Genomic DNA, 17,154 nt, shown 5'->3' with positions numbered 1-17,154 from the left:
TAATGAATATTCCAAAATATTCCTTAGAGAATAAGAAGGTGATATATTTCTTCCTCGCAGTGCTGCTGATAGGAGGTATATATTCTTTCTTCAAATTGCCTAAAAAGGAAGACTCTCCCTTTGTAATCAAACAGGCAGTATTGGTTACGCAGTACCCGGGAGCAACTCCTTTGGAGGTAGAGAAACTGATTACGGAACCGATTGAACGCGAAATACAATCCATGTCTGATGTTTATCAGATCAAGTCGGAATCGTATTTCGGTATGTCTAAGATATCAATCGAGTTGCAACCGACTCTGGCACCGGATTATATGCCGGTTAAGTGGGATGAACTTCGTCGTAAGGTGGCCAATATACAACCTCGCCTCCCGAGTGGAGCTTCTGCTATTAATGTGAGTGACGACTTCGGTGACGTGTTTGGTATTTATTACGCCCTGACAGCCGATGAAGGTTTCACTTACGATGATATGCGCGATTGGGCACAGAAGATTAAGACAGAGCTGTCTCCTGTGCCTGGTGTACAGAAAGTTTATCTCTTCGGAGAACAAACCCAGGTGGTCAATGTCTTTATTTCAGTGCCTAAACTGGCTAATCTGGGGGTAGACCCGAATGCTATTCAGCAGGTATTGCAAACACAGAACCTATTGGTAAATACTGGGGAATTAATGACCGGAACATACCAATTAAGAATAAATGCTGAAGGAACCTATAAAAGCATCGATGATATCCGCGACCAGCTAATCGTTACAAAGAGTGGCGGTGAGGTTCGTTTGGGAGATATTGCAACCATAGAAAGAGGCTATATGGATCCTCCGTCTAACCTGATGCGTGTGGATGGGAAACGGGCTATCGGCATCGGTGTCGCTACGGGGGCTAAAGATGACGTAGTTGCTGTAGGTAATGCTGTTGCCGACCATCTGAAAGAGATGGAACAACTCTTCCCGGTTGGCATGGATTTGAAAACCATCTATCCGGAAAACCAGATTGCGGATGAAGCTAACAACGGATTTATCCTGAACCTGATAGAGTCTCTATTGATTGTAATTGTTATTATCTTCCTGGTGATGGGCTCACGTGCCGGTATGCTGGTTGGTAGTTCCCTGTTGTTCTCGGTAGGTGGTACGTTGCTCATTATGCTAATCTGGGGAGTCGGATTGAACCGAACTTCTCTGGCAGCCTTCATTATTGCAATGGGTATGTTGGTAGATAATGCGATTGTGGTGACTGATAATGCCCAGGTGGGAATCAAGCGCGGGTTACCCCGTTATCAGGCCTTGATAGACGGTGCAATCAAGCCTCAATGGGCTTTGCTAGGGGCGACATTTATCGCCGTATGTTCATTCCTGCCTATGTATCTGGCACCGGCATCTGTAGCGGAGATTGTGAAACCTCTGTTTATCGTGCTTGCTGTATCTTTGGGATTAAGCTGGATATTGGCATTAACCCAGACTACCACATTTGGTAATTTTATTCTGAAAGAAGCAAAACCGGGCGAATCGAAAGACCCGTATGATACGAAACTTTATCATAAGTTTGAAAGTGTACTGGCGCGTTTGATTAAGCGCAGGTATGTAACGCTTATGTCTGTTGTGGCTACATTATTCTTATCCTTGTTTATTATGGGTATCATGCCACAGAGTTTCTTCCCGATTATGAACAAGCCTTATTTCCGTGCCGACCTGATATTCCCGGAAGGATACGGTATAGATGATGTGGAACGGAATGTTGTAAAGATTGAAGAAGATTATCTGAAATCAAATAAGAATATCAAATCTTTCTCATTCACTTTGGGAGGATCTCCTGTCCGTTATTATCTGGCAAGTTCATCCGTTGGACCGAAGCCGAACTTTGCAAATGTCCTGATCGAGACAGTCAATGCGGAAGATGCAAAGGCAGAAGAGGAGAAATTCTATAATTACATGGTGGCAAACTATCCGGATATATTAACCCGTTCGGCTTTGTTCGCTCTGTCTCCTGTACCTGATGCAGCAATAGAAATCGGATTTGTTGGTGATAATATAGATACATTGGCGATACTTACCGAAAAAGCAAAGCAAATAGCCCGTGATTATGAAAATGTGATGGAGGTGCGTGGTAGCTGGGGAAATAAGGTTCCGGTATGGAAACCTTTATATTCACAGGAAAAAGGTTTACGCTTAGGTATTACCCGCCAGCAGGTTGCTTACTCCCTCCGCTCTGCTACAAACGGTGTTCCTTTGGGTGAATACCGTGAAGGTGATGTCTTTATGCCTATTTTGATGAAGGATGCCGATAAGGATTCCATCAACCTGAACGATATTAAGACCTTGCCTGTTTATAGTGCAAAAGGACGTTCTGTGAAAGTGGAACAGGTAATCGACGATTTCTCTCTGGGTTATGAATATAGCGTGATAAAGCGTTTCAACCGCCAGCGTTATATGATGATGCAGTGTGAACCGAAGCGTGGAGCCAACACGATGGCTGCCTTCAGTACTTTATGGACTGATGTTCAGAATCAGGTGGATGTTCCGGAAGGATACAAGTTGAAATATTTTGGTGAGCAGTCCGAACAGGATAAAGGTAACAGTGCAATTGCAGCCAACATCCCTCTGATGTTCGGTTTGATTTATGTCACCTTGTTATTCCTCTTCCCGAAATATTACCGGAAACCGGTGTTGATTATGGCAATGCTTCCGTTGATATTTATCGGTGTGGTACTCGGTTTGTTGGTATTCGGCAAGTCTCTCGACTTCTTTGCCATGTTAGGCCTGTTAGGTCTGATCGGTATGAATATCAAGAATGCGATTGTGCTGGTGGATGAAATCGGTTTGCAGATGGACAGCGGCCTTGCTCCGATAGCTGCTGTTATTGAAGCGACAAAGACACGTATTGTACCGGTTACGATGGCGTCCGGAACTACAATTCTTGGTATGTTGCCGTTGTTGGGAGATGCGATGTTTGCCGGTATGGCAGCCACGATTATGGGAGGTTTGCTGGTTTCCACCATTCTGACCATTTTCGTTCTTCCGGTTACTTATTGTATATTCTTTAAGATTAAATCCGAATAATATGAGAAATAAAATCATTATAGGTTGTATGTTGTTTGCTGCCCTTTCTGCGAATGCGCAGGAAGGACCTCTTACGGCTGCCGACTACAAACAAAAGGTACTTGAATATAGTCGCCAGATAAAACAGAGTGCGGAAGAACGTGTTGCCATGCAGGAGGCTATTAAAGCTGCAAAGACCGCTTTCTTCCCGGCTATCGACTTTTCCGGCAGTTACCAGTACCGTATTAATAAGTATGAATTGATGCCGGGCTATGAAATGGATCATAATACCTATAGCCTGGGAGCTACATTGAATCAGCCTATCTATGCCGGCGGACAGATTTATAATAACTATAAAGCCGCCCAGATACAGGGACAGATCGCCAATAAGGCGGAAGAGCTGACTACCGATAATATAATCTACGCCGCAGATATGAATTACTGGTCTGCCGCAGCCCGTAAAGGTATGTATGATGTGATGTGCCAATATGTGGATATTGTAAAGCAACTAGCCGATGTCCTGACTATCCGTTTCAACGACGGGCAGATCAGTAAAACTGACTTGCTACAGGTGGAATCCCGTTTAAAAGAGGCGGAGCTGAATAAGAGTTCAGCTTACAAAGACTATCAAATTGCTCTGCAAAACCTGAATGTTTTAATGGGAATTCCTCCGATGACTCCGGTAGAACTTTCTGAAAACATTACAAAGGTACAACCTCTGCCTGCCCGTATTGGTGAAGAGGCTGCAGTACAAAACCGTCCGGATTTCATGATTTCCCAGTTGAATATTGAATATCAAAAACGTCAGATTAATCTTTCCAAGGCGAAATACAATCCATCTCTGGCAGTAGGTTTTCAGGGCTCATGGGGTACGCCTATGTTGAATATGAAAGGTTCCGACCAATTATGGACTCCGGCAGTCTTTGCCTCTCTGAAAATACCTTTGTTCCATTGGGGAGCTCGTTTCAAGGAAGTAAATTCCCAAAAAGCCCTTCTTCGCAGTAAGGAATATGCGTTGGATGATACCCGCGATCAGATTTCAAAGGAAGTTGCCAATGCCTGGACAAGCCTCACAGAAAATACTAAGCAAATTAATGTAGCAGAAGAGGCTTGCAAGATAGCAGAAGAAAACCTTGAACTGAATACATTCAGCTACAACGAAGGTAAACTGCCTATTCTGGATGTTCTGTCAGCTCAGTTATCATGGATACAGTCTTACAGTAGCCTGATACAAACTTGGTATCAGCAGAAGGCATCAATGGCCCAGTATAATAAAGTGGTTGGATTGCGGTACATGAAATAAAAGATATTATATATTTCTGAATCTGTAGAAAAGACGAATGGTGGATTTAACATCATTCGTCTTTTTTATTGCTTCCATACAGTTTTTGTTTTTTATCTTCAAAGCATATATGTTTTGCAAAAAGACTCTATTTTATAGGAAAAGATGGTATAAAATATGATATTTGTAATATCTATCTTTAAAAATGTAGTAAATATGAAAAAACTAAGTGTTTTATTAATTTCTTTTCTTTGTTTAAGTAGTTGGACTAGTGCGCAAAATTATCCTTTCAACGGGCTGGATATGAATATGGGAACGCTTTCCCGTTTATCCAATGCGAAAACCCGTTCAATCAGTCCGGAGAATTATACAGGAGAAAAAGGAAAAGGAGGAATGGCCGATCCGGTAAAGGATAAAGATGTCCGTAACAAAGCAAACTCTTGGGGAGCTGCTAAAGATTTAGGAAAAGGTTGGAAGGTAAATCCTTTCATCATCGTGAAGCCGGGCGAGACAATTACGATTGCGGAAATAGAAGGTCCCGGTGCTATTCAGCAAATCTGGATGACCCCGACCGGTAACTGGCGTTTTTCTATCCTGCGTATGTATTGGGATGACGAGAAAGAACCGTCCGTTGAATGTCCGGTAGGAGATTTTTTTGCCAGTGCTTATAATGAATATGTACAACTTTCATCTCTTGCCGTATGTGTAAACCCCGGAAGCGCGTTTAACTGCTATTGGAAAATGCCATTCCGCAAGAAAGCACGGATTACGTTAGAGAATATAAATACGAATGAAGAGATGCGCCTTTATTATCAAATCAACTATACGTTGACAGAAGTGCCGGAGGATGAAGGATATTTCCATGCACAATTCCGTCGTTCAAATCCGACAGTCGGTTCGGAACATACTTTGGTAGATGGTATTAAAGGAAAAGGACAATATGTGGGAACTTATCTGGCTTGGCGTGTGAATGACAATTGCTGGTGGGGTGAAGGTGAAATCAAATTCTTTATGGATGGAGATAAAGAATATCCTACAATCTGTGGAACAGGTACGGAAGATTATTTCTGCGGTTCTTATAACTTTGAGAATCAGAAGACTCACCAATATCAGGAGTTTACTACTCCATACGCAGGTATGCATCAGGTAATCCGTCCGGACGGTTTATATCGGGCAGTAACGGCCTTTGGTCTGTATCGCTGGCATGTATTGGACCCGGTTCGCTTTGATAAAGATTTGAAAGTGACGATTCAGGATTTAGGTTGGCGTCATGACGGACGATATAATAATCAGAAATCGGATATTTCGTCTACATCGTTCTGGTATCAGACAGAGCCACATGCAAAGTTTCCTGCATTGCCAAGCAAAGATGATTTGGAAATTCCAAGATGGTAAATATATAAGCAGGCTGTTGTTTGAATAGCCGTTTTTAATAAATAAGTCCCTGCCCGTATCATGCAAGCAGGGACTTATTTGTTTATAGAAATCGAAATTATCTGTCTTAATAAGCAATTTCTTTATTCCAGGTCAATCCGCTGATATCGGTTAGCACGACTTCGTACTTGCCTTTTGGCAAATTAGCTATAATCGTATCATTTAATGTAAGGGTTGCTTTGCTTCCCAAAGGTATTATTAAGCTGTGTTTGCCGGGAGCGACTTTTGCTACGTAATAATTATGAATGTCCTGTACCGGGAAGTTTGCCAATTCTTCCGCATTCTTTTCAAGGATAGTCTTGCCGGAAGAGTCTTTTAGTGTGATACCGATAAGGAATGAACCGTAGACATCGGCACCTTCGACCCTGAATACATCGAACGACAATGCCTGGTTATTCAACCGAGCATTGGAGATTTCAATTTTAGGTTTCACCGATTTGTTATGAAGAGGTCCCCATACACCATTATGAAATTCCTGATTCGTGTATAAAGTCAATACTGAAATCACAATGGCTCCCGCTATAGCTATCCGGCTTATCAGTTGGGTAGTGGCGGGCAATGTACCGGAAGTAAACCAACTTAACCATTTTATTTTCCGGTTCAAAGCATACTTTTTCTCAAAGACATAATCGAGCGAGTATTTACCTCCTCCGGAAAGGAAAATCGTAAATCCTGCCGCAATACCCAAAATCCCGATTTGCCATTCGTCGAGACAGGTTGTCCCAAGCCATCCCGAACCCAACAGGATGCCGGTAGCCAGTCCTAAAACTCCGAGGCTCATTAAGCGGGTGAAGAATCCTAATATAAAGAGTAACCCGACGATACCTTCAATAAGAGTGAAAACAACCATTGCCCACCATAATACATCCGGTGTTGAAACCAGATATTCAATAAGCGGACGGATACCGATTGAATTAGGAAGAAAATGATTGAACTTTTCCCCTATGTAACCGGCAGTATCCGGTATTAATTTGTTTTCAAGAATCAGTCTCCGCCAGAATGCGGAAAAATAAGTCCAACCAACAACAAGTCGTAATGCTAATGTAAAGATGCCAGCGAAAGTATAGGCGTTTAATTGATTTTGTTCTTTAAGTGTTGTCATATCCCTTGAATTTAAATTTGTGTGTAGAGTTATATGCTATTCATTTTAGTAACAGTTTTGAGATATGGAAATGTTATAAATATAACATCTTTTAGAATATAAAGCCATCCTTCAGCTCTGCTTTGAAATTCAGGGTATCCCTTCAAACAGGTATTGGTAACAGATAAAATACACTATTGTAGGTATTGCCTTGTGAGGCGGATTATATGACATTTGCTCCCGTTATTAAACTAAAAACAAATTAAGAATGAAAACGATAGGAATCTTTTATGGTTCGTCCAACGGGACAACTGAAAGTATTGCAAAGCAAATTGCGGAAAAACTGGGGCTTGATGCAACAGCAGTGCATGATGTGGCACAATCATCCTTGACAGATTTAGCTCCTTATGAAGTCCTGTTATTAGGTAGTTCAACCTGGGGAGCGGGAGACCTTCAGGATGATTGGGATGATTTTCTTCCTAAAATGAAAAAGCTGGATTTGTCGGATAAAACAATAGCCCTTTTTGGCTGTGGCGACTCTTCCTCTTTTAGCGATACGTTCTGTAATGCCCTTGGTACTATCTATACTGATTTACAAGGAACGGATGCTAAATTTATAGGTTCGGTCGATCTGTCCGGATATACATTTGATGATTCGACCGCTTGTATAGATGGTAAATTTGTAGGTCTGCCTCTGGATGAGATGAATGAAGATGACCAGACTCCCGCCCGTATAGATTCGTGGATTGATACATTGAAGAAAGAAGGAAACCTTTAACCTACGAAGTGTTAGATGTTGTTACGATTAAAAAGTTAATTGAAGGTTATTAAGAAAAGGTAGGGAGAAAGGGGGATCCGGGTGAAGGGTATCTACAATAGAGGATGAATAGTTTATCCACGCTGTAGATGCCTCTTCTCCAGAGTTGGATGATAGTTTCATCCAGACTTGGGAGGAGAACTTCATCCGGATTTTTTTATTTATTCTCTTGGAAAGATTGGTACTAAATACGACTATATAATATAAATAAAAGGCCTCTCTTCACAGAGAAGCCTTTTTCGTTGTACCTTAAAAATTAGCGATTATGATTGATATCAGATTATTTAATTCGTTTGTATCCGTACACTGCCAATTCGCCAAGTTCTTCTTCAATACGAAGCAGTTGGTTATATTTGGCCATACGGTCGGAGCGGCTCAATGAACCGGTCTTTATCTGTCCGCTGTTGGTTGCAACGGCAATGTCTGCGATTGTAGCATCTTCCGTTTCACCTGAGCGATGGGATGTAACGCTGGTATAACCATGGCGATGTGCCATTTCGATAGCATCCAGTGTTTCTGTTAATGAACCGATTTGGTTTACCTTAATCAGGATGGAGTTTGCACAATCTTCTCTAATCCCTTTGGACAGGAATTCAACATTGGTAACAAACAAATCGTCGCCTACCAATTGGCAACGTTTGCCGATACGTGCTGTCAACTTCTTCCAGCCTTCCCAATCGTTCTCACTCATACCATCTTCAATAGAATCAATAGGATATTCGTTGATTAGTTTTTCCAGATAATCGATTTGTTCGTCGGCAGTTCGTTTAACGCCTTTTGCCCCTTCAAATTTGGTATAGTCGTAAATGCCATCCACATAAAATTCGGAAGAAGCGCAGTCCATACCGATCATAACATCCTTTCCCGGTGTGTAACCTGCAGCTTTAATTGCAGCAATAATGGAATTTAAAGCATCTTCCGTCCCTTCCAGATTCGGAGCGAAACCTCCTTCATCACCAACGGCAGTACTCAGTCCACGGTCTTTCAATACTTTTTTCAATGCATGGAATACTTCAGCTCCCATACGTAATCCTTCACGGAAAGAAGATGCACCAACCGGGCGAATCATAAATTCCTGAAAAGCAATCGGAGCATCGCTGTGTGAGCCTCCATTAATGATATTCATCATAGGAACAGGCATCACATACGTATTTGTGCCGCCGATATAGCGATATAAAGGGATATCCAGATAATTTGCCGCAGCCTTTGCAACTGCAAGTGAAACTCCCAAAATGGCATTGGCTCCAAGATTGGATTTGGTCTTTGTTTCATCCAGTTTCAGCATGGTATGGTCGATACGGCGCTGTTCAAGGGATGACATACCGGTAAGAGCCGGAGCTATTACCGTATTGATATTTTCAACAGCTTTTTGTACACCTTTTCCTCCGTAGCGATTCTTATCGCCATCACGCAATTCCAGAGCTTCATGTTCTCCTGTTGAAGCGCCTGACGGAACAGATGCTCTTCCCATTACGCCGGATTCCAATAATACGTCTACTTCTACTGTCGGATTACCCCTTGAGTCAAGGATTTCACGTCCTATAATCTTTTCTATTTTCATTTGTTTGTTATTTAAATTGTTGCAAATGTATAAAGCATTCTGAACCTGTAAAATCACCATGAATAGGGATTATGTTGTACCGGGATACCTATTTATGGGGAGTGGACGAAAATTTGTCTTGCAGTTTCCTGTGAAAGTACTACATTTGCAGCTGTAAAAGTATGTGGAATTCTCTTTTCTTTTGATAACGTGTTATATGCCAAGTGATGCCAATCATGATTGGGGGACTCTGCTGCTACAAATTGGAATATTATACAATAACATTCTATAATTATCATGAGAACATTCTTAAAGAAGAAAAAACTAATTGCTTTATTAGGTGCGGCTGTCATTAGCCTGCAAAGTTATGCGGTAAAGAATCCGGTAGACTATGTAAGTACCTTGGTGGGAACCCAGTCCAAGTATGAACTTTCAACCGGTAATACCTATCCGGCAACCGCTTTGCCCTGGGGTATGAACTTCTGGACTCCCCAGACCGGAGAAATGGGAAATGGTTGGACATACCGTTATGATGCAGACAAAATCAGAGGATTTAAGCAGACTCACCAACCGAGTCCGTGGATGAACGACTACGGTCAGTTTTCAATTATGCCGGTTACCGAAGGGCTGGTTTTCGACGAGAACAAACGTGCCAGCTGGTTCTCTCATAAATCGGAAGTGGCACAGCCTTATTATTATAAAGTTTATTTGGCCGATCATGATGTAACGACAGAGCTGGTGCCTACCGAACGTGCTGCCATGTTCCGGTTTACTTTCCCGGAAACAAACAAGGCTTACATTGTTGTCGACGCATTCGACAGAGGTTCGTATGTAAAGGTAATCCCGGAAGAAAACAAGATTATCGGTTACTCCACCCGAAACTCTGGAGGTGTGCCGAGAAATTTCAAAAACTATTTCGTAATCAAGTTCGATAAGCCGTTTACTTTTACTTCCATCGTAAAAAACAACGCAATCGTATTGGATGAGAAAGAAATCCAGACCAACCATGCCGGTGCTATCATCGGCTTCAGTACGAAAGCGGGAGAGGTAGTGCATGCACAAGTTGCTTCCTCTTTTATCAGCCAGGGACAGGCGGAACTGAATTTACGTGAAATAGGAGATAACAGTTTCGACCAGTTAAAAGAAAAAGGCCGTGAAGTCTGGAACCGCGAATTAGGAAAGATTGAAGTGGAAGATGACAACATCGATAACATACGTACATTCTACTCTTGCCTTTATCGCTCACTGTTATTCCCCAGAAGTTTTTATGAAATCGATGCACAGGGACAGGTGATGCACTATAGCCCGTATAACGGTGAAGTTTTACCCGGATATATGTTTACCGATACTGGTTTCTGGGATACATTCCGTTGTCTGTTCCCATTCCTGAACCTAATGTATCCGTCCATGAACCAGAAGATGCAGGAAGGTTTGGTGAATGCCTATAAGGAAAGCGGATTCTTACCGGAATGGGCAAGTCCGGGACACCGGGATTGTATGGTTGGAAATAACTCTGCTTCTGTTGTTGCCGATGCTTATGTAAAAGGACTGAGAGGTTATGATATCGAAGCGCTTTGGGATGCCTTGAAACATGATGCCAATGCACATCTGCCGAGAACAGCTTCCGGCCGTGTGGCTTTCGAAGAATATAATCGTTTCGGATACGTGCCGAACAATATCGGTATCGGTCAGAACGTAGCCCGCACACTGGAATATGCCTATAATGACTGGACTATTTATACATTAGGCAAACTGTTAGGCAAGCCGGAAAGTGAGATTGGCATCTATAAACAGCGTGCATCCAACTATAAGAACGTATATGACCCGGCACGCAAGTTGATGGTAGGCAAGAGTGACAAAGGCGTATTCAATCCTGATTTCAAAGGAACCGATTGGAGCCGCGATTTCTGTGAAGGCAACAGCTGGCATTGGAGTTTCTGTGTATTCCATGATCCGCAGGGCTTAATCGATTTGATGGGAGGAAAGTCCGGATTCAATACGATGATGGATTCTGTATTTATTATGCCGAGCCGCTTAGGAATGGAAAGCCGTGGTATGATTCACGAAATGCGTGAAATGCAGGTTATGAACATGGGGCAGTATGCTCATGGAAACCAGCCTATCCAGCATATGGTCTATCTGTATAACTACTCAGGTCAGCCCTGGAAAGCGCAATACTGGACTCGTGAGATTATGAACAAGCTGTATACGGCAGAGCCGGACGGCTATTGTGGCGATGAAGATAACGGACAGACTTCTGCTTGGTATGTATTCTCTGCTTTAGGTTTTTATACGGTATGTCCGGGAACAGACCAGTATGTATTGGGTACTCCGCTCTTTAAGTCTATGAAGCTACATATGGAAAATGGAAAGGTGGTTACAATCCAAGCTCCGAACAATAGCTTTGAAAACCGTTATGTAAATACAATGAAGGTAAACGGAAAGAATTATACCCGCAACTATCTGACACACGAACAACTGATGAATGGAGCTAAAATCCAATATCAGATGAGCAATACTCCGAATGTAAATCGTGGTATTACGGAACAAGATGCTCCTTACTCATTCTCTTTAGCAGATTAAAAAAGAAAGATAAGAATATGAGACTGCCTACTATTTAGGCAGTCTTTTTTGCTTTTTACAAAAAGTTACCCATTTGCTTTATATAATGACATATTTATGAAATAATCCTTTTTATGCTAACTCGGTATATTTTAGAAAAGGCCTTTCTGGAGGAATCTGGCTCCTTTTTAGCTCTAAAAAGGAGCTTTTTCCATACAATCCGGCACCTATTTCCACTTATTTCGCGGATATTTCCAACCATCTCTGCAACTAAATCCAACTGTCCGCGCACTAAAATATAACTATCCGCGCGTATAAAACATGTATGTTTTGATTTCAAAGCATATATGTTTCGAATTTAAACCATATATGCTTTGTTTTTGATACTCTTGGGTGGAGATTCAGTTCTGTAATAGTACTAATATTAGATCAAATGCAAATGTCAAAAGGATTATTATTACCTGTATAATGTGTAAATATGATTAGACGCGAATGACGCGGAAAACGCGGATTAATACATATTATTTGTTTCTTAATCCGCGTTTGTCCGCGTCATTCGCGTCTGATAAATAATATCCGCCTCTTTATCTATTAGTAAACATTATGCCATCTGTGTCAACAAACTGACAAAGCTAAACTTCGTGAGAGCAGCGTATTTGTAATCATTCCCGGATATCGTGCATACAGACAACGCAGGAAGAGGGAACTTTGTCATTTTGACACTTTGATAAAAAAGGAGATGTGTTTATAGGAGTGATTGCATAGGCGACTCCAGTTCGAGTAAGAGCTTCTTGGCTGGAAGTCCGCCTGCATATCCGGTTAGTTTCTGATTGCTTCCAATCACCCGATGGCATGGAACAATGATGGAAATAGCATTTGCCCCGTTAGCCGCAGCTACAGCCCGTATGGCTTTGGGATTGCCTAACCGTTCTGAGAGCCCGGCATATGAAACGGTTGTGCCATAAGGAATGTGTAATAACTCATCCCATACTGATTTCTGGAAATCTGTTCCGATAAAAAGCAGGGGTATATCGAATGTCTTTCTTTTGTGGTTGAAATATTCGTCCAGTTGAGTAATGGTATCTGCTATTGTTTCGGATTCTTTCTCGATATACTGTGCTTGCAATCCTTTTTGGATCCTTTCGTCTATCAGCCTTCTACGTTCTTCATTCTGCCAGTCGCATAGACAAAGTTTTCCTTTATAGGAACCAAGAATCAACTCTCCACAGGGGGATTGGTAATATTGTATCTGAATCATTTCTTCCATGTATCTTTATTTTTGATTTATAGATAGTTCGCCTGTCTATATTTTCTCACAAATATAAGCGAACTTTTGTATATTTGTGAAAGAGTAAAAAGATTTATATGAAGACAAACTATCAAAGATTCCTTTCCGGCGAATACTGCAACCGTCTTGATGAGGAGGTTCAGGAAATAATTGTACGCAACAGGCAACTGCTTGCAAAACTTAATGCGGTTGATACTCCGGATGGGGAATCGAGAACGGCGCTGCTGCATCAGATATTTGGTCGGGTAGGTAAATATGTGAGTGTTGGTGCAAATTTCCATTGTGGATGTGGCAAGCATATTTTTATGGGAGATAAAGTGATCATCAACATGAACTGTACATTTTTGGATGATAACCATATTACAATCGGAAACAATGTATTGATTGCGCCCAATGTACAGCTATATACTGCCACTCATCCGATAGATGCTGCCGAACGGTTTGTTGAAGATTGGGATGAACAGTCCGGCGACCTTTTCTTCCGTACAAAAGCATTGCCAATAACCATAGGAGATAATGTGTGGATAGGCGGAGGCGCGATTGTCTTACCGGGTGTTACCATAGGAGATAACTGCGTGATAGGAGCGGGGAGCGTTGTTACAAAGTCCGTACCTGCCAATAGTGTGGCAGTTGGGAATCCATGTAGGGTGATTCGTAAACTATCAGTGGATAGAGATTATAAATTCAGGGAGGCTACTTTGGATGATATCTCTGAATTGAAAGAAATGTATAAGGCCACTTTACGTACGGTCAATATAGCAGATTATACACCGGAAGAAATAGAAGATTGGGCTTCATGTGGCGACGATATCTCCCATTTGACGGATTTGATAACCAATTTATATTTTATTGTAGCATTAAATAATGGCAACGAAATAATAGGTTTTAGCTCTATTCGGAAAGATGGATATTTGCACTCTATGTTTGTGCACAAGGATTATCAACGGAAAGGCGTTGCCGGTTTTCTCTTGTCTAAAGTAGAAAAATATGCCATTGAACATCATATGGAAGTAATCACATCCGAAGTCAGTATCACTGCAAAGCCTTTTTTTGAGAGAAAAGGCTACAGCGTGGAAAAAGAACAAAAACGGAGAGCAAATAAATTATGCCTGACAAATTATTGGATGAGGAAAGTTTTATGAATAAGAATAACAAAGAGAATATGAAACAATCATTTCAACTACCAACTCCTGAAGTCTTGGAGAGCTTAATCGGTACAACGCTTTTTGAGGTATGGATGTCGCTCTGCCAACTTATCGAGCAAAAATATGAAATGGAGCAGCTCTGGAATCCCGGAGGAAAAGCATGGACTTATGAATACAAATACCGTAGAGGCGGGAAAACACTTTGTGCCTTGTATGCAAAAGAAAATGTTTTTGGATTTATGGTTATATTGGGAAAAGATGAACGTGCAAAGTTTGAGAGTGAACGGGAGTCTTTTTCAGAAGAAGTACGGACTGTATATGATAATGCGACGACTTACCATGATGGCAAGTGGATAATGTTTGAATTGAAAGATACAAGTTTATTTAATGATATGGAGCGGCTTTTGTTGATTAAGAGGAAGCCTAATAGAACGTAAATCAATGGGTAAATGGAAAAAGCTTTATAAATGGGCCTTATGGAACTTACTATTCAATTGTTCCGCTTAACCTGTGAAGATGGAGTGGTTTTGTTCTTTTATTTGTATATTATTCTTAATCTAAACTTACCCAATTACGAATTAGATTATTCATATTGATTATCAACGTATATAATCTCGATGGATATATAAGGAACGAATTAAAAATCATAGTATTTCAGATTACTTAATGTGTTAATTAATGTACTTTGTGTTATGCATAAATAATATGAAAGAAGAATATATAATCAATCTACAAGATTTAAAAATCAAAATATAAAGTGATATAATGTGTTCTATAAACAGAAAATTAAGCTGATAACTTATTTATTAATAAAGCAGAATAAATCTTTTATATTGAAATATAGAATTACTTTTGTGCTCTTAATATCTATGATTTTCTTACTCGTTCAGAGATTTGAGTTGATTATTATATAACTAAATTACTAAATAGTGTTTTTATGAGACCAATGGAAAAAGACCAGAAGGCTAAGGTTGCCTATGAAAAAACCTTGATTGCAGGGATATTACTTATAAGAATCAATTAAAAAAACAGAAAAACAAAATGAAGAAATTATTTCTATCTATGGCAGTATTATTAGGAATGCTGCTAACTAACTCTTGTCATAAAGATGATGCAGATAAAAACAATGACGATAGGGAAAAAATATCTGTTACAGCCAATATATCACAAGGTGAAGTAACGAAAGTGGATATAAATCCAGTTGATGGGGCGCTTATATCTGTAGTATGGACTCCCGGAGACAGCGTGGCTGTGTTTGGTAAATACGAATCCGCTACACAAGGATATCTGGGAAAGTTAGGAAACGAAACGACAAAACCTGCAAATAAAGCAATATTCTCAGGAAACATAACAGAAAGTGTTGATGAAATGTATTATGTTCTATACCCTAATCGTTCAGACTATACTTTCAATGCCACAACAGGCACTGTTCTACCATTAAACCTGGCAAGTCAAACAGGAACAATCAACGGTTTTTCTTATCTTAGTAACTCTATGTTTATGAGAGCGGTTGGACAAAAAGCCGCTGGTGCCGAAAATATTGATTTTTCCATGTCTCGCCTTTGTGCACTTTTGCAGTTTAATTTAAAACTTAAAGAATATAAAGAAGGAATTAAACTCAAAAGTATCCAGATTTCAGGGGCCAGCTTAATAAATAAAAAATCGTATAATATCTACGACAACATCTTGACAGACCAGGCAGATGCCGGGAATAGTATGGCATTGTCTTTTGCTAATAATGAACTAATTTTTTCATCAGATAGCTTAACTGTTGCCATGTCGGCATTTCCTACAGAAGCCGCAGGCGATGTGAAAATATCTGTTGTTCTTGATAATAATGGAGTAGAACAAACCTTTTCTTTTGAGAGGACAATGCCATTACTGAAAGCAGATAAAAGACATAACGAAATACTTGAAATTGAACTGCCGGAGCCGGAAACTGAAACCATTTATGTTGCTGGAAGTGAACAGAACTCTTCTGGTATAAATGTTGCTAAAGTGTGGAAAAACGATAAAGTGCTGTATACTTTAACCAATGGAGAACGAGTGGGAAATGCATATTGTCTTTTAGTTTCGGGTAGTGATGTGTATGTTGCAGGGTCTGAACGGGGTTCTTCTTTCTCTTATGTAGCCAAAGTGTGGAAAAACGAAGTAGCACAAGACTTAACCAGTGGAGCAAGAGAAGCACAAGCCAGGTCTGTTTCAGTCTCTGGTAGTGATGTGTATGCAGTAGGAGAGGAGTTAAGTGGCGCTAGAAGTATAGCCAAAGTATGGAAAAACGGGGAAGAGTTATATCCTTTGACCGATGGAGAACATATTTCAAAAGCTATGTCTGTTTCAGTCTCCGGTGGTGATGTATATGTAGCAGGGTATGAAAATACTCCTTCTTGGAAAACAGTTGCCAAAGTATGGAAAAACGATAAAGAGTTATATGCTCTAACCAATGGAGAACAAGAAGCAGAAGCTCTGTCTATTTCAGTCTCCGGTAGTGATGTGTATGTGGCAGGGTATGAATATAATGGTTCCAAAAGTGTAGCTAAAGTGTGGAAAAACGAGGTTGAGTTATATGCTTTAACGAATGGAGATCAACATGCACAAGCCAAGTCTGTCTATCTTTCCGGTAGTGATGTATATGTTACTGGATATGAACGGAGCTCTTCTTCAAAAAATATTGCTAAAGTGTGGAAAAACGGGAAAGAACTATATGCTTTGACCAATGGGGAGCAAAATGCGGAAGCACTGTCTGTTTCAATTTCCGGCAGCAATGTGTATGTAGCAGGATATGAATCTAATGTTGCCAAAGTGTGGAAAAATGGATCTGAGTTGTATTCTTTAACCAATGGAGAAAATGTTGCACAGGCACACTCTATTTATGTTAAAAAGTAAAGTGTATAAATGTATTGATAATACAATATATTTTTCGAGAGCAATGAGTGGCTTGCTTATATCACAACCTGTTTTCATTTAAACACTATAAGC

11 protein-coding genes and 1 pseudogene are annotated in these 17,154 nt (G+C 40.6%); 9 read left to right on the top strand and 3 right to left on the bottom strand.

Annotation, left to right across the window (positions count from 1 at the left end):
- The first annotated feature begins 2 nt into the window (after window positions 1–2).
- From ACGE0T_RS10200 to ACGE0T_RS10190, 3 genes are all read left to right on the top strand, one after another.
- Complete coding sequence (locus ACGE0T_RS10200; RefSeq protein ID WP_459190350.1) at window positions 3–3,047, top strand: efflux RND transporter permease subunit; 3,045 nt, start codon at window positions 3–5, stop codon at window positions 3,045–3,047.
- A 1-nt stretch (window position 3,048) separates the two neighbouring features.
- Window positions 3,049–4,329: a TolC family protein gene (locus ACGE0T_RS10195; RefSeq protein WP_459190349.1), complete on the top strand. Its 1,281-nt coding sequence runs from the start codon at window positions 3,049–3,051 to the stop codon at window positions 4,327–4,329.
- A 195-nt stretch (window positions 4,330–4,524) separates the two neighbouring features.
- Complete coding sequence (locus ACGE0T_RS10190) at window positions 4,525–5,703, top strand: glycoside hydrolase family 172 protein (RefSeq protein ID WP_459190348.1); 1,179 nt, start codon at window positions 4,525–4,527, stop codon at window positions 5,701–5,703.
- Window positions 5,704–5,809: 106 nt separating this feature from the next.
- Here ACGE0T_RS10190 and ACGE0T_RS10185 read toward each other — a convergent pair whose 3' ends face one another.
- Window positions 5,810–6,844 (bottom strand): TQO small subunit DoxD, encoded by a 1,035-nt coding sequence (locus ACGE0T_RS10185; RefSeq protein ID WP_459190347.1) that lies wholly within the window; start codon window positions 6,842–6,844, stop codon window positions 5,810–5,812.
- Between the two features lie 247 nt (window positions 6,845–7,091).
- Here ACGE0T_RS10185 and fldA point away from each other — a divergent pair, with 247 nt between their 5' ends.
- Complete coding sequence (gene fldA / locus ACGE0T_RS10180; RefSeq protein WP_459190346.1) at window positions 7,092–7,601, top strand: flavodoxin FldA; 510 nt, start codon at window positions 7,092–7,094, stop codon at window positions 7,599–7,601.
- A gap of 319 nt (window positions 7,602–7,920) precedes the next feature.
- Here fldA and eno read toward each other — a convergent pair whose 3' ends face one another.
- Complete coding sequence (gene eno / locus ACGE0T_RS10175) at window positions 7,921–9,201, bottom strand: phosphopyruvate hydratase (protein WP_459190345.1); 1,281 nt, start codon at window positions 9,199–9,201, stop codon at window positions 7,921–7,923.
- Between the two features lie 276 nt (window positions 9,202–9,477).
- On the opposite strand from eno, the gene ACGE0T_RS10170 reads away from it, so the two are divergent.
- The gene (locus ACGE0T_RS10170; RefSeq protein WP_459190344.1) at window positions 9,478–11,763 is read left to right on the top strand and encodes a GH92 family glycosyl hydrolase; all 2,286 of its coding nucleotides are present in this window, start codon (window positions 9,478–9,480) and stop codon (window positions 11,761–11,763) included.
- Window positions 11,764–12,487: 724 nt separating this feature from the next.
- Here ACGE0T_RS10170 and ACGE0T_RS10165 read toward each other — a convergent pair.
- The gene (locus ACGE0T_RS10165) at window positions 12,488–13,009 is read right to left on the bottom strand and encodes a methylated-DNA--[protein]-cysteine S-methyltransferase (RefSeq protein WP_459190343.1); all 522 of its coding nucleotides are present in this window, start codon (window positions 13,007–13,009) and stop codon (window positions 12,488–12,490) included.
- Between the two features lie 98 nt (window positions 13,010–13,107).
- On the opposite strand from ACGE0T_RS10165, the pseudogene ACGE0T_RS10160 reads away from it, so the two are divergent.
- The 4 genes and pseudogenes from ACGE0T_RS10160 to ACGE0T_RS10145 form a co-directional block, all read left to right on the top strand.
- Window positions 13,108–13,692: pseudogene (locus ACGE0T_RS10160) on the top strand (sugar O-acetyltransferase); the annotation flags it as partial.
- A 63-nt stretch (window positions 13,693–13,755) separates the two neighbouring features.
- Window positions 13,756–14,172 (top strand): GNAT family N-acetyltransferase, encoded by a 417-nt coding sequence (locus tag ACGE0T_RS10155; RefSeq protein WP_459190455.1) that lies wholly within the window; start codon window positions 13,756–13,758, stop codon window positions 14,170–14,172.
- 20 nt (window positions 14,173–14,192) lie between these two features.
- The gene (locus ACGE0T_RS10150) at window positions 14,193–14,612 is read left to right on the top strand and encodes a DUF3788 domain-containing protein (RefSeq protein ID WP_459190342.1); all 420 of its coding nucleotides are present in this window, start codon (window positions 14,193–14,195) and stop codon (window positions 14,610–14,612) included.
- Window positions 14,613–15,216: 604 nt separating this feature from the next.
- Window positions 15,217–17,061: a hypothetical protein gene (locus ACGE0T_RS10145; protein ID WP_459190341.1), complete on the top strand. Its 1,845-nt coding sequence runs from the start codon at window positions 15,217–15,219 to the stop codon at window positions 17,059–17,061.
- Window positions 17,062–17,154: the final 93 nt, after the last annotated feature.

The organism is Parabacteroides sp. APC149_11_2_Y6 (assembly GCF_054506995.1).
This window is presented reverse-complemented; position numbering and strand designations above follow the sequence as displayed.

Excerpts from the sequence above, each read along its gene's own strand:
- ACGE0T_RS10190 (WP_459190348.1), top strand. The coding sequence starts at position 4,525 with ATGAAAAAACTAAGTGTTTTATTAATTTCTTTTCTTTGTTTAAGTAGT.
- fldA (WP_459190346.1), top strand. The coding sequence starts at position 7,092 with ATGAAAACGATAGGAATCTTTTATGGTTCGTCCAACGGGACAACTGAA.
- ACGE0T_RS10165 (WP_459190343.1), bottom strand. The coding sequence starts at position 13,009 with ATGGAAGAAATGATTCAGATACAATATTACCAATCCCCCTGTGGAGAG.
- ACGE0T_RS10145 (WP_459190341.1), top strand. The coding sequence starts at position 15,217 with ATGAAGAAATTATTTCTATCTATGGCAGTATTATTAGGAATGCTGCTA.
- ACGE0T_RS10195 (WP_459190349.1), top strand. The coding sequence starts at position 3,049 with ATGAGAAATAAAATCATTATAGGTTGTATGTTGTTTGCTGCCCTTTCT.
- ACGE0T_RS10155 (WP_459190455.1), top strand. The coding sequence starts at position 13,756 with ATGTATAAGGCCACTTTACGTACGGTCAATATAGCAGATTATACACCG.
- eno (WP_459190345.1), bottom strand. The coding sequence starts at position 9,201 with ATGAAAATAGAAAAGATTATAGGACGTGAAATCCTTGACTCAAGGGGT.
- ACGE0T_RS10200 (WP_459190350.1), top strand. The coding sequence starts at position 3 with ATGAATATTCCAAAATATTCCTTAGAGAATAAGAAGGTGATATATTTC.
- ACGE0T_RS10170 (WP_459190344.1), top strand. The coding sequence starts at position 9,478 with ATGAGAACATTCTTAAAGAAGAAAAAACTAATTGCTTTATTAGGTGCG.
- ACGE0T_RS10185 (WP_459190347.1), bottom strand. The coding sequence starts at position 6,844 with ATGACAACACTTAAAGAACAAAATCAATTAAACGCCTATACTTTCGCT.
- ACGE0T_RS10150 (WP_459190342.1), top strand. The coding sequence starts at position 14,193 with ATGAAACAATCATTTCAACTACCAACTCCTGAAGTCTTGGAGAGCTTA.